Origin of the sequence: Flagellimonas amoyensis, assembly GCF_003058265.1 — a bacterium.
Classification (GTDB): domain Bacteria; phylum Bacteroidota; class Bacteroidia; order Flavobacteriales; family Flavobacteriaceae; genus Flagellimonas; species Flagellimonas amoyensis.
Genome location: NZ_QBUK01000001.1, coordinates 587,024 through 601,417 on the forward strand (window position 1 = coordinate 587,024; position 14,394 = coordinate 601,417).

General features: G+C 42.3%; 9 protein-coding genes. 5 read left to right on the top strand and 4 right to left on the bottom strand.

Annotated elements, in window-relative coordinates; translation table 11 throughout:
- The first annotated feature begins 1 nt into the window (after window position 1).
- Window positions 2-703 carry a hypothetical protein gene (locus tag DB398_RS02435; RefSeq protein WP_108422787.1) on the top strand — a complete coding sequence of 234 codons (702 nt, stop codon included), beginning with the start codon at window positions 2-4 and terminating at the stop codon, window positions 701-703.
- 142 nt (window positions 704-845) lie between these two features.
- On the opposite strand, the gene DB398_RS02440 is transcribed toward DB398_RS02435, so the two are convergent.
- From DB398_RS02440 to DB398_RS02455, 4 genes are all read right to left on the bottom strand, one after another.
- Complete coding sequence (locus tag DB398_RS02440; RefSeq protein WP_108422788.1) at window positions 846-1,538, bottom strand: TapB family protein; 693 nt, start codon at window positions 1,536-1,538, stop codon at window positions 846-848.
- Between the two features lie 15 nt (window positions 1,539-1,553).
- Window positions 1,554-2,876, bottom strand: coding sequence for an OmpA family protein (locus DB398_RS02445; RefSeq protein WP_108422789.1), 1,323 nt, complete (start codon window positions 2,874-2,876; stop codon window positions 1,554-1,556).
- A 116-nt stretch (window positions 2,877-2,992) separates the two neighbouring features.
- A complete protein-coding gene (locus tag DB398_RS02450) occupies window positions 2,993-5,443 on the bottom strand; it encodes a ribonuclease HII (RefSeq protein WP_108422790.1) in 2,451 nt (816 codons plus the stop codon).
- A gap of 29 nt (window positions 5,444-5,472) precedes the next feature.
- The gene (locus DB398_RS02455; RefSeq protein WP_108422791.1) at window positions 5,473-6,069 is read right to left on the bottom strand and encodes a ribonuclease HII; all 597 of its coding nucleotides are present in this window, start codon (window positions 6,067-6,069) and stop codon (window positions 5,473-5,475) included.
- Between the two features lie 231 nt (window positions 6,070-6,300).
- Here DB398_RS02455 and DB398_RS02460 point away from each other — a divergent pair, with 231 nt between their 5' ends.
- The 4 genes from DB398_RS02460 to DB398_RS02475 all read left to right on the top strand — a co-directional run bounded on the left by DB398_RS02460 (window position 6,301) and on the right by DB398_RS02475 (window position 14,129).
- Window positions 6,301-9,417, top strand: a complete 3,117-nt coding sequence (locus DB398_RS02460) for a SusC/RagA family TonB-linked outer membrane protein (protein WP_108422792.1) — start codon at window positions 6,301-6,303, stop codon at window positions 9,415-9,417.
- Between the two features lie 10 nt (window positions 9,418-9,427).
- Complete coding sequence (locus tag DB398_RS02465) at window positions 9,428-10,939, top strand: SusD/RagB family nutrient-binding outer membrane lipoprotein (protein WP_108422793.1); 1,512 nt, start codon at window positions 9,428-9,430, stop codon at window positions 10,937-10,939.
- An 18-nt stretch (window positions 10,940-10,957) separates the two neighbouring features.
- Window positions 10,958-11,842, top strand: a complete 885-nt coding sequence (locus tag DB398_RS02470; protein WP_108422794.1) for a hypothetical protein — start codon at window positions 10,958-10,960, stop codon at window positions 11,840-11,842.
- Window positions 11,843-12,080: 238 nt separating this feature from the next.
- The gene (locus DB398_RS02475; RefSeq protein WP_199913340.1) at window positions 12,081-14,129 is read left to right on the top strand and encodes a putative porin; all 2,049 of its coding nucleotides are present in this window, start codon (window positions 12,081-12,083) and stop codon (window positions 14,127-14,129) included.
- The last annotated feature ends 265 nt before the right edge of the window (window positions 14,130-14,394 follow it).

Consider the following 14,394-nt stretch of genomic DNA (forward strand, 5'->3'; position numbering starts at 1 on the left):
AATGCTACTTAAAGAATCATCTGTACTTCGCCGATTACCTTTATTACAGGAAAAACAGTTGTTAATACTGGATTCTCTAAGATTTACAATTGACATCATTGATTATAATTACAAACAATTAGAAAACAACATTTTAGGAATTTCCGAAAATAAGAAACACAAAATTCATCATCAAATTTTCCATTATACATGGAGTATTATGGACAATATTCGCAGATTTATAAGATTATACAAAGTTTTAGCGACGGATAAAAACTATGCTCTGATTGGACTAATTGAATATGTAAATTCTCCAAGAAACACCTATCAACATTTAGATGAAAGAATTGACGAATCTTTGATTGATTCTAGACAGCCTTTTTATGGGAGCTTAAAATGGACTTTTCATGACAAAATATCCAAAGAGGCATACAGGATTGTTGCAATTAGTGGCATACTTTACGGGCATCCTGGAAAAGTGGATTTTACTGAATTTAATGATTCTTGTGTTATTGAAAACATATTTTTGGAAACAGTAGACAGAAAACAAAAGACGGAAATAAACATATCTCAACTATACTTAGATTTCAAGAGAGTGGTTCAGGATTTAGAAAAAGGGCTTGAGAATAAAATTTCCGAGCAGAAATTGGAGCTCAATAATTGGACTTCAAGGCAGGACGTTATTTTGAAGTTCAAAAGGACTTTGCCTCCGAAAAATAAGTAATTTACCTAAGACTGAATTTCGGGTGAAATGTTCCTTGTGAGAAACATAAAAGCGAAATCATATCCTTAGAACAGTAACCACAACATCATAAAACAAAAACCGAGGCTCACACCCCGGTTTTTTGTTTCAATACTATCGGATGTTACCTGCTGAGTTGGGTCAGTAGGGTACTGCCCATCAGTTTGCCGCTTTTGTTGTAGGATTCCTGTTTTACCATGCCCACACCCTCGGCCAGCCAAATGCGCGACGGCACGGTCTGGTTTCCCATCATCATTTTGGTTCGGGTCTCGCTATAGATCACGTAGCAATCAAAAGTGCCCGCAGGAGTGGTGAGACTCTCCTTTTTCTCCACCTTTCGGTTGATGGTCTCCACGTTCATGTTCATGTTCACGGCGCCGGCCATTTTCATTTTGAGGTTCACATTGCTGTCGGGTAGCGCTTGGCCCACGGAAAGATTATTGGGTAGCTCCACATCGGTGCCCGTAATGTCCATTTCCACATCCTCGAACTGGCTCATCATCTGTTCGTTCATCAACGATTTAAAGTCGATGCGCACCACATTGCCATCACAGGTAATGCCGTAGTCGGAAGTGTAGGTGTTCCCCTTATCGTCCGAAAACTCCAAAACCATGGTTGCGGAGACGGTATCGCCAGAGCCACTCACATCGGTGATCTTGTAATCCATCTGGCCTTCTTCCTTTCCTTTTTTATCGTAGTTGGTGTACTGGAGGGAGGTCCCTTCCACCAATGGGTAATATTGACTGCAACTTGATTGGGCCACGGCTGTTCCCGCCGTTACACATAGGGCGGCAAGCAAGAGAAAATACTGTTTCATGTGTTGGTTTTTTATTTAGATTTTAATGAATTCGACCCTTCGGTTCTGGGCCTTTCCTGCTGGGGTGCTGTTGTCCCCGACCGGGGTGCTTTCCCCTTTTCCTTCGGAGCTCAGGCGGTCGGAAGAAATACCGTACACGGACACCAAGGCATTTTTAACGGCTTCGGCCCGCTCTTTGGAAAGTTTGAGGTTGCTCTCATCGGAACCATCGGAATCCGTGTGCCCCACAATATTGAGTTTCATGGCGGTCTCTTGTTTCAATACTTGGGATATTTGGAGGATGATACCCATGGACTGGGGTTGGATGTTGGCCGAGCCTACGTCAAAAAGGATGCCGTTGGTGGAGACCTTTCCTTCGGAAATGAGTTTTCTGCGAAGGTCCACACCGCCTTCGGCTACTTTTAGGTTGCTGATAAAGATCTGTTCTTTGCCATCTTTCAGTCCGTTCACATTGAACTTTAGGGTGGTGATTTTGTGCTCTGGGACCATTTTGGGGATGTCCACATATTTTTCCTCGTTCACCCACATCCTGAACCTGGACTTGTTCACCGCAATGGAGATATGGGGTTGGTTGAGCACCGCTTTTCGGATATCTGCCTTTACATCGCTGTTGATCAAAGAACCCTCTCCACGGATGTAGTTTCTTAAACCGATGCTGAACAGGGCATATTGGCCAACAGGAGTGAAGACCTCTACATGATGGTCCCCTTTTTCGAAGTTCTTGTCGTCGCTCAGGTAGATTTCAATGCCTGCCGTTGAGGAGGTTTGGTCATCAATACCGTTGGTCAGTAGGTCGAACTCAATGGTATACTCTTCGGGCAGATCGACCATGTTGGGAAGGTAGTAAATACCATATCCGGGAACGAGTTCCATCCACCTTTGGGGCGATTGGTTGATGGTGACCACTTCGCCACTGCCGTTGGTGTTCCATTTGGAAGGAAAGTCTCCGATAAAGTCATTGGCAAAATCATCGAAGAACAAAAGTTTGTCCCCGGGCACATAATCAAATTTGCTGTAAACGGTAATGGATTTGGTAGCTGGCTGTCCAGATTTTCCTGTGACGGGGCTGCCCGCGTTGCCTGAACTGGTATTGGAAGGGGTATCGTTGTCCTGTGGGTTGGTGTCCGGTGCCTGCTTGCCGCCGGATCCCGGTTCCAAGATGCTATCCAGTGCCTGATCTGTTTTTTTGGAGGTTTCATTTTCCACGCGGCGCTCTATGGTGCGTTCCGCGGCATTTTCGGCCTTTTTGGCCAGTTTTTTAAGAAATTGGGCATTCATACTTGCCCCTGCCATCAGTGCTATGATCAAGCAGTAGAGGGGCTTGTTGGAGGTTTTCATTCAATAGTGTTTTTTAGTTCGGTTTAAAAAATAATCCCTTGAAAAGTACTAAAAAACAGTCTTTGCTCCCTCAAAAATGTATGGGTTGTATGTAGAACTGTATGGGTTGTTTCGGCTTAGTTCAATTTATAGACAATCAATGAATTGCCTTGGTCCTTGGCCACCAATTCCAGTTTTTTGTCATTGTCCATATCCGTGAGGTCCATGGCCGAGCTACCATATACGGGAAAACCGGCAATAGGTTCTGCCTGACTGTCGTAGAGGTATATTTTTTGGTTTTGGATATCGGTCACGCTCACATAGATCTTGTCGTAGATGTAGAAAATCTTGGGTTTGGAATAAACACCTAGGTCCAGCTCCACTTTCTTGCCCCTGATGCTAAGGACATTGTCATCCATGAACACGAGCGTATTGCTGGTGGCGAACATGCCGTGGTCCTTGTTCATGTTGAAATTGGTCGCGGTGAGTTGCCCCTTGGTGTCTATCTGGTGAAGCACACCCTCTGTATTGGTCACCGAGAACTTGTTCTTATATAGGAATACCTCGTTGGTGGAAAAATTGATTTTCTCGGCAATCTTGATCCGTTCGCTGCCGGTGCGGTGCAATACCTTTAAGGTATTGTCCTCGAGTTTGAAGACCAGATAATCCTTGTTGGCCATCCGGAAATGCTTCGGTGCCCCCAAAATGGTACTCGGTGCTTCAGTAAAGGTGAAACCACTGACAATCTTCGCTTGGTTGTTGTACATGAACACCTTCTTGCCTTGGGTAATGACAAAGCGGTAGTCCTTTCGACCATCATAATCAAAAATGGCCAACGGATTGAGGTTGCCACCTTCGAAATGGATCTTGAAAGGAGGTACATCCTCCCCATTGCGGTCCACGATCATAAATTCGTCATTGGTACAGAAGGCCAATTGCAATCTTCCGTTCTTGTAAATGTCCACCTGCTGAATGGGCCCCTGGATACGACTATCCAGTGCTTTGGTCCAAAGCACCTTCCCTTCGGTGGAGATCAGGTAAAGGACATTGTTCTGGTCCTGCACCACAATTTCCTGTTTGTTGGTCCTGTGGTTCTTCACGAACTGGGGGTCCAGGGCCAAGTCGGTGTCCAGCTCCAAGGTGAACAGCGGGGAGACCGTATTGCTTTCCTGTACCGCACCTATTTTTGAGGCCAATATGTTGAAATGGGCAAAATCCGTATCCGACACAAGTTGCGAAGCAATGGCATATTCGTCCAAGTCCACTTTTTTAATGGATTCGGTCATTTCAGGAGCCAAGTCCCGTTCGGCAAAAAAATCGACTCCGGAACCATCCGATATAAATAGGATGCTGGACTCATTGGCCAGCGGGGCCTTCGCTGTTTTGTAGAGGGTGGAATTGGTAAAGGAGGCTCCACTTTTGTAATTGCTGATGACCGTCTGCAAAGGTTCTATGTCCTGCGCAAAGATGAAACTGTTTTCCAAGATGGTGCAGAAGTTGGATTCAAAGTCCTTGACCAATGGCGCAAATGCTCCGGTCAGAAAATTTTTATCCTGTACCCCCAAGATCTCGCTGCCCTGATAAGAGTCAGAGGATGTCTTGCCGCTGTCTAGAAAATCATAGAGGCTTTCGGTACCAAAGGAATTCAGCATCACCACTTTTTGGTTGTTCAGGTAAACGATGCCCACTTCTTCAATGGTATTGAAAAGGGAGTCCACCGCTTTGGTCCTGTCCAAATAGGTGTTCTGGTTTTTGGCGAAGACCTGATAATCGTCAAAAGTATAGGAGATCAACGCTTGGGTGTTCATTGGGGCATACTGGGGTGTTTTGTTGGCCAATGGTGATGTCCCTTTGAACAGGTTGATGAAATTTTTGGTGGAATCCGGTGCCATGGCGATCCCATTGAGGCTCACCCTGTCGGAATTCGCGCTGAAATCCAAGGAAACCCACTCGGACAGTGGTTTTTTGGTTTTGTCTTCCTTGAATGGAAGCAGGGAAGGGTTTTCGTTCAAGTTCAGGAAAAATGTGGCCGACTTGTTGGGCGATGTGGTCCCGTAAAGTTTTTTCAGTGTAGGGTTGATGGGATTGGCATCCTTCGCACGGATCATGTTTTCCATGAGCAGGAGGGAGGAGGCCATCACAATCTCTTTGCCTTCGGACAGGCTATAGATTTCATTGGCGCCGAGGGTATATTTGGTAATGGAGGTGTTCTGGTAGGTCAAGGTCTCAACGGTCTTGTCCGTCACCTTTTCCAGGTCAAAGATCTCAGGATGGTTGGGGGCGACCAAGACAAAGTCATAATTGTCCTTGCCCACCTCGTACAATGCCAAAAGACAGGTCGCCTTGGTGGATACATATCCAAGATTGTCCAGTTTGCCCCAAAGCCCGTCATAAGTGGAAAGCCCCTTGATGTTTGCCAAAAAGGAGTTGTTTTTCAACTCGCTTTTGAAATTGGGGAGGTTTTGGATCTTGATGACCAATGTGGGGTCTGGGGGGAGGTGTTCCAAAAGTGAATCTTTGGTCTTGACCTCCTTTGTGCAGGAAAGGGCCAAAACGCTGAGCAAGCAGAACCAAATCTTAAATCTCATTGCCGAAGTTTCAAACAAAGTTAGGATTTTTAAATATCCAGTGTCAATTGTTCGGGGAGTAGTCTGAAGCTTTTTCGATGATAAGGGCTGATTCCGTATTGTTTTATGGCTTCCCGATGCTCTTTCGTGGGGTAGCCTTTGTTCTTTTTCCAGTTGTACATGGGGTATTCCTCATGGATCTTGGCCATGTATTCGTCCCTATGGGTCTTGGCAAGTATGGATGCCGCTGCAATGCTCATGTATTTTCCGTCACCCTTCACAATACATTCATGGTCTATGTTCGGGTAGGGTTTGAAACGGTTCCCGTCCACCAAGATAAAGGAAGGGACTTGGGTCATGGAATCCAGTGCCCGATGCATGGCCAAAAAGGAGGCGTTCAAAATGTTGATCTCATCGATTTCTTCCTGAAACACATGACATACGGAAAAAGATACTGCTTCGTGCTCCAGAATTTCCCTTAATATGTCACGCTTGTAATGGGATAACTGCTTGGAATCGTTGAGGATACTGTTCGAAAATCCTTCGGGGAGAATAATGGACGCGGCGGTCACTGGGCCGGCCAAACAACCCCTCCCGGCTTCGTCCGTTCCGGCTTCAAAAAAGTTTTTATAACAAGGTTTTAACATAGGTCTTGAAAAATTAACATATACATGCCTAAAATCGACAATTTCACAAAAAAAATGTTAATAAAATTCTTACATTATTGATATGTAGCGATATATATGAAAGGTTCATGTTAAAATTAATAAAAATATAAACAGAGTTTTGTTGATTGAAGGTGTTTGGACTTGTTAATTTTTTTGAATATTAACTTATTATATAGATTTTTGGCCGGACTAATTCAAAAAATGAAATAAATGAGAACTAAGTTAGCATGGATGCTGGCACCGTTTCTGGTGTTCTGCATGTCTTTCTCTTATGGACAAGAGAAAACAATTTCAGGTAACGTGACTGACCAAAGTGGTTTGCCACTTCCTGGTGTCTCCATTGTGGTTGTTGGGACCGCAAATGGGACACAGACGGATTTTGATGGCAACTACGTTATTTCGGCTGGTACGGGTCAAGTACTGCGATTCAGTTATGTTGGCCAAAAAACAGTTGAGAGAACTGTAGGTGCGTCATCATCAATTAATGTGCAGATGGAGGAAGATGCCCAGGCACTGGAAGAGGTTGTCGTAACAGCGGCATTGAATATTGAAAGGAAGCCTAGGGAACTTTCTTACTCAGTAGCTTCTGTTCAAGGGGATAATCTAACAAAAACTAGGGCTGTTAATGCAGCTACCGCTATTGTGGGTAAAGTTTCTGGTTTGCAGATTAATACAACCAACAACGGGGTTAATCCTAATACACGGGTTGTTTTAAGGGGTAATCGTTCTTTATTGGGTAACAACCAGGCGTTAATAGTTGTGGATGGTTATCCTTCTTCTAGGAATGCACTAGATCGAATCAATCCTAATGACATTGCAGATATCAGTGTTCTGAAAGGGGCAAATGCCGCAGCTTTGTATGGGTCGGATGCATCGAATGGTGTTATCATGATTACCACAAAGAGAGGTAAAGGAAAACTTTCTGTCACGTATAATACTTCTTATCAAGCCGAAACAGTGTCGTATATGCCTGAATTCCAAGATAAGTTTGGTGTTGGCGGGTTTCCTGATGGTACGCTCTATCCTTTGGAGAATGTAAACTGGGGGCCAGCGTATGACGGTAGAATGGTGGAGGCCAGTGAGTATTACGAAGATGAAAATGGGGATTACATTCCTGGAAGAGTTTGGATGGTGCCATTCAGCCCAATAAAAAACAATCATAAAAGTTTCTTCAATACAGGCTCGACCATTCGTCATGGTGTCACTTTGAGTGGTGGTGGAGATGAAGGGGACTTCTTGTTTTCCTTAGATCAAACTAACGTTGAAGGTATTGTTCCAAAAGACCAGTATAATAGAACCAATGTGCGTTTGTCGGCTAATAGAAAGTTTGAAAAGCTTGAGGTTGGGGGCAATTTTTCTTTCTTTCGTTCCCATGCTAATGTTGTGTCTGAAGAGGCAGGAAGACAAGGTCGACCATTGTATTGGAATATTATAAATACGCCATTGCATATTCCTATTACAGAAATGAAGAATTGGAGAGATGGAGAATATACTAGAAATGAAGTTTCTTATTATGCTTTCTATGAGAACCCATATTTTATAGTTGATACCCAGAGAGAGAAAACCGATGTAAATGAGTTTAACTATATAGGTCATCTCAAATATAACATCACCGATTGGGCAAGTTTGTTGTGGAGAGGTGGTTACACTAATACTACTGAGCGTTACAAACGTCAATTGGGTGGATTGTCTTATGCTTTTGAACTTCAACACCCTTACTCAAGAATGGATGAATATGGGTCTAGTGTTGTTGATCGAATAGAAAATACGACAAGGTTCAATAATGATTTCATTTTGAATATTGACAAGGATTTAAACAGTCATTTTAATTTGAACATGAACCTTGGTCAGAACGTTCGTATTTATGATCGTAAAAGAGTTGAGGTTTCTGGTGAGAATTTGATTATTCCTGATTTTTGGAACGTTTCCACTTTGACCGGAGCTTTGGATGGGGGAGAAGAATCGGAAGAATTCCGAAAAGTAGCGGTTTACGGCGATCTTACTTTAGGTTTCAATGATTATCTCTTTTTGAACTTTACTGCAAGAAATGACTGGTCTTCGACATTGCCCAAAAACAATCGTTCTTTTTTCTACCCTGGAGCAGGTCTTTCGTTTGTAGCTTCCGATGCTTTTCCTGGTTTGAAGAGCGATAGGGGTCTGGGATATTTGAAAGCGAATTTTAACATAACCAAGACGGGTAATGACCCTGGTGCATATGTGACAAACCCTTCTTTTTATACTCCAGATGGATTTCCATTTGGCGGTACGGCAGGACTGGCACAAGATGCAGATGACAGGGTTTCGGCCTCTAACTTAAAGCCTGAGTTTACCACGGCGATGGAAGTTGGCTTGGAAATGCAGTTCTTTCGGTCACGATTGACAAGTAGCATCACAGCATACCAAACAAATTCTACAGATCAAATTGTGCCTATAAACATTGCTTCTTCATCTGGAGCTCAAAGTATGTGGACCAATATTGGTGAGGTGCAGAACCAAGGTATTGAGGTTGATTTGTCAGGTAAAATATTCTCAACCCAAGACTTTTCATGGGATGTTGGTATAAATTATACTGCGATGAAATCAGAGGTGCTTTCGTTGACAGAGGGTGTGGATCGTGTGGACATTGGTGGATTTGCTGCTGCACAAATTGTAGCTGAAGTAGGACAACCTTACCCGATGATTAGGACCACAGCTTATGAGCGCGATGATTTGGGAAGGATAATTGTTGATGGTAACGGAGACCCTATTAGAAGCGCAGACATGAGAACAGTTGGAAAAACCACACCTGATTATATTGTTGGTCTTAACACTAATGTCAGGTTTAAGAACTTTAACTTCTATGCAGTGCTTGATTATAGGACAGGACATTATTTCTACAACAGTATTGTTGATGCTATGGAGTTTACAGGTTTGACTCAACATAGTGCTTCGTCGAATCGTCAACCTTTCATTTTCCCAAATTCATCATATTCTGATGGGAATGGAGGCTATGTTGCCAACGATGATCGTCCTACTTCTGGAGGAGGGAATGCATTCTGGGATGCATATAATGATGTCAAAGAAAATTATGTGACCGATGCTACCACCCTGAAAATAAGAGAGGTTTCTTTATCTTATAATTTTGGTAAAGAAATATTGGATAGAATTGGAATGGATGGACTCAGTTTGGGTGTATTTGGTAGAAATCTTTTCACATTCAGACCCAAGGACAATGTTTATACGGATCCTGAATTCAACTTTACAACAGGTAATGCGGTTGGTGTTGGTACCCAAGCGCAAACCGCACCTACAAGGCAATACGGTATAACGCTATCTGTTAATTTCTAAAAAAAAACTTATGAAAACTAAGAAAATACATGCGATATCATTTTTGATATTGGTTTTTGGAATTTTATTAGTGGGTTGTAGTGATAATTTTTATGACGTGAACGACAACCCCAATGACCCGTCAATTTCTACTCCAGGCCTTACATTGCCTGCTGCTCAGGAATATTTTGCTTCACTTAACGCAACAACTATGGCCTATATGGGTAATATGTTTGTTTATAACTGGTCCAAGCCATCCAACTGGTCTGCAAACCAAGATTATATGAGGTATAATATAACTACATCTTTTAATGCTACAATATTTGAAACTTCATATGTAGACATTCTTAAGAACCTTACCTATGTCGAAACTTATGAGGATCCAACGGGTGCTGTAGATTATTCTGCATATAAAGCAATCTCCGCTGTTTTAAAAGGATTTCAATATCAGTTGTTGGTAGATATTTATGGTGATATCCCTTACTCAGAAGCAAATCTGAGAGGGGACAATCCTACTCCGGCCTATGATGATGCAGAGACTATATATAAGGATGTGATTGATAAATTGACTGCAGCTGCTATTTTGGCTGGAAATTTACCCGAAAATGCTGAAAATCCTGGTGATAACGATATCATTTTTGGTGGTGATATGGATAAATGGGCTCAATTTGCAAATACAGTTAAATTAAGAATGCTTGTCCGCTTGAGCAATACCGGTCAATCTTCATATATTAATGAGGAAATTGCAAAAATTAATGCAAACGGGCATGGTTTTATTACTGAAGATGTGTCATCGAATCCTGGTTATAGTAATGATTTGGAGGCAAGACAGAGTCCCTTCTATGGATACTTTTTCAGAATCAACGGAAGTCAAGAAGACAGAAATGATTTTACCGTCGCATCTGATTACACTATAGCTTATTTGACAGATACGAACGATCCAAGGTTGGGATATTTGTATAACCCATCTGCCAATAATGATGAATTTAAGGGATCTGTTCAAGCTGTAGATTTACCTGGTACTGGATTCACTAGTAATGACCTATCCAAAGTGGGAACGGGGTTGCTCAAAGAGGCTGAGCAAGACCAGATAATTATGAGTCTTTCTGAGGCACTGTTGATTCAGGCCGAAGCGGTTGCAAATCCGGATATTAATCTAGCTGGAAATGCCCAGGCATTATATGAAGAAGCTATCGTGGCCCATTTTGAGTATCTCGGTGTGGAAGATGCTTCTACAGAAGCTGCAACATACTATGGCCAGAATATAGAAAATGTAGGTTGGGTAGCGTCGTCAGATAAGATTGAGGCAATCATAACACAAAAATGGATTGCATTGAATGGTATAGCTTCAATTGAATCATGGATTGATTTGACACGTACAGGTTTCCCAGAAGGGTTGCCAATTCCAGTTGATGCCCAAAATTTAGGCCGTACTAGACCAGTAAGACTACTTTATCCTCAATCTGAATTAAGTAGGAATGCTAATAATGTTCCATCACAATCGGCTAGTGATGCATTCAACAGTGCTCCTTTTTGGAAATAAAAGCTAAAAAAAAGAACGATGAAGAATCAATATATAAAGTATATAAAAAATGGATTGGTAATGAGCTTTTGCGCCCTTACCATGAGTTCATGTTTGTTGGATGATGAGAAAACAGATTTTGGCAAAGGAGCCAATTTAGTTGGATTTGCCAGTGGCTCCCTTACAGTAAGGGCCGAAGCAAATGGAGAGGAAGTCAGCTCCCAAATTCCTATTAGGGTTATTGGGCCAACGGTGAAGGATTTCAGGGACGATATCACTGTAACCGTGGAGGTTGATCCTAGCTCGACAGCAGTGGAAGGGGTAAATTTCCGTCTTGATGCCAATACAATAACATTGAGCCCTGATGGTAGTGATATGTATGAGGGAAATCTTCCTATAACTATTCTTACAGATGGAATAATGACACCTGTCGATGTTGCGCCTATCCTAAATCTTTCCATTACTCAGGTGTCCTCGGAGGGATATATTGTCATTAACGACAAAACTGAAAATGTTTCAGCGTCCATAGCATATACCTGTCCATTCAGTATTGCGGATTATGAAGGAACCTACATTGCCACAACTGATGAATTTGGGATATATATAGGACAGACACTTCCTTTTGAAGTTGTTGCCGGCCCTGGTGAAAATCAAATCACATTGGTGAACGTTGCCGCTCACCCTGAAGAGTATGACGTTGTTGTTGATGTAGATCCGAGTACAGGAGATTTAACTATAGCTAGACAGCCAGCTCTGAACTATACTAATTTTGGAGCAACGCCTTATGGGGAACTTAGCTGGGAAGGGTCTGGAACAAGTGCCCCTGGTCCTGGATATTGTGTTGGGGTTTTGGATATGACCAATGGTTATTTTGTAGCTGCTGGTACTTTTGGACAGTTTAGAACTGTTTTTGAAAAGCAATAAACCTTAAGTAGTATCCTTAATAAACTTAAGAAAGGCCATCCCGATTTCGGGATGGTTTTTTTATTATAAAATCATTAGAAGGTAGAAATTTATATTAATCATTATTTGAATGAGGTCAAACAAATTACGAATAAAGGCTGGCTGAAAAGTGATTGGCCCACAATGAATTTGGGTAGTAAATTTTTTTCACATTTCTTTAAAAACAAAACTTTTACCTTTGTTGGACCAATATCATGGAATGAGATTTCTGATTTTTGCCCTACTTTTTTTCTCGGGCCATATTATATCCGCACAACAAGACTCCCTCCCTCCCCAAAAAGAGGTGGATTCCCTTAAAATGGCTCCTGCTGATACATTGGGGTTGAAACCAAAGGAATCTGTAGGGATTGATTCTGTAAAAACGACAAAGCCCAAGATGAAAAGTGTTCCGTCGCAGACTTTGCAAAAAGACTCTGTTTCCATAAAGGATTATAGGCTCATTTCATACCAGCGGGATACCACGTCTTTGGATACCACACTGACCATTCGCAAGGAATACAAGTACAATTACCTCCGGAAAGACGATTTTGAACTCATGCCCTTTGCCAATATGGGGCAACAGTACAATGAGCTGGGCAAGGATTTCTCTACCGCTTCCTATTATCCGAGGATCGGGGCCGAGGCAAAGAACACAGGATATTTTGAAAAGGAAGATGTTACCTATTATAATGTTCCCACCCCAATGACAGAACTCATGTTCAAGACCACAATGGAACAGGGACAGTTTTTGGATGCATTGCTCACATTCAATCTATCTAGAAAGTTCAATGCGTCCGTAGCGTATACGGGATTCCGTTCCCTGGGAAAGTATAGGTATGAGCAGGCCCAGGATGGAAAATTTAGGATGACATTCAATTACGAGACCCAAAATGGAAGATATGGTCTTAGGGGGCATATTGCGGCGCAGGAGCTCGAAGATGAAGAGAGTGGGGGTCTATTGGATAGAAGCCAGTTTGAAGATGGTGAGGATGATTTTCAGGATAGGGCAAAAGTTGATCTGCGTTATACCAATGCAGAAAACCGTATACTGGGCAAGCGCTACTTTTTTGATCATAGGCTTAAACTGGTCAACCATAAAAAGGATTCTACGGATACAGACCCCACAACGTTGGCCCTGGGTCACGAATTTGCTTATGAGACCAAACTATACGATTTTGTCCAAACGACCGCGCATATTTCCCTTGGGGAAGATCCCTTCCAAGTGCCCATTGAGGATAGGGCAAGGTTAAAGACCATGTACAATAAGGGGAGTGTGGAGTTTTCGAACAAGACCTTGGGAAAATTGTCAGGGAACATTGCCCTCTACAATTATAATTATTACTTCAATAGCTTGCTGATCACCGAAGAGGAAACCATCCAGAACAAATTGGATGGGCAGGAAATATCGGTCGGTGGGGCCTACTCCAATAGGATAGGGCCTTTGTTTTTGAAAGGAAATATCAATTACACAGTTTCAGGAGAGCTCACGGGCAATAACTTTGATGGTGTGGCCCGTTACAGGATAAATGATGATTATGTCATTACAGGTGCTATAAATGTATCCTCGCGCATGCCCAATTTCAACTACCTGCTGTACCAAAGTGATTATAGGAACTTCAATTGGCAAAACAATGACACTTTTGAAAACATCCAGGCCAAGACCATCAAATTCAGTTTTGAAACAAAGAACTACGGACTTTTGGAAGGGCAGTACAGTACCTTGGACAATTACACCTATTTCGCTTCAACGGCTACGCAGGAGCAAATAGACAATGCCCAGGAAACAGCATTCGTGCGACCGTTTCAAGAATCAGGAACGGTGAACCACCTTAAATTGAAATACACCAAGGAGCTCAAATGGCGTAAGTGGGCACTCATGAACACGGTCATGTACCAGAATGTTGCTCAGGACAACCAAGTGTTGAACCTGCCCGAATTGGTGACAAGGAACACACTATATTTTTCCAGTGACGTGTTCAAAAAGGCGATGTTCTTACAGACAGGTGTCACCTTCAAATATTTTACCACCTATACTATGGATGCCTACAATCCATTGTTGGGTGAATTTTACATACAGAATAATGAAGAATTTGGAGGATATCCGTTATTGGATGTTTTTATAAATGCCAAAGTGAGGCAAACAAGGATTTATTTGAAGGCGGAACATTTGAATTCCATCTTTTCCGAGCCCAATTATTATTCTGCACCCAACTATCCCTATCGTGATTTTGTCATACGATTTGGGTTGGTCTGGAATTTCTTTTCATAAAAATTTTAGTGAGTTTGAAAATGTCAATGTTGAAAAACAAGCACTTACATTTTTATGAAATTTTATTTCAAAAAAATACGGTAAAACATTTTGCGGAGTCGAAATAACGTTCTTATATTTGCACCCGCTTAGCTGATAAGGCAGGGCGCTCCGGGAGGGGCCGAAAGGTTTGGACCGGGGGAAAAGAGAAGAAGTTCATATACATATTGCAATAGACAGCGTAAGAAAAGAATAGAACCATTTTGATGTCAAGGACTGGGAATTG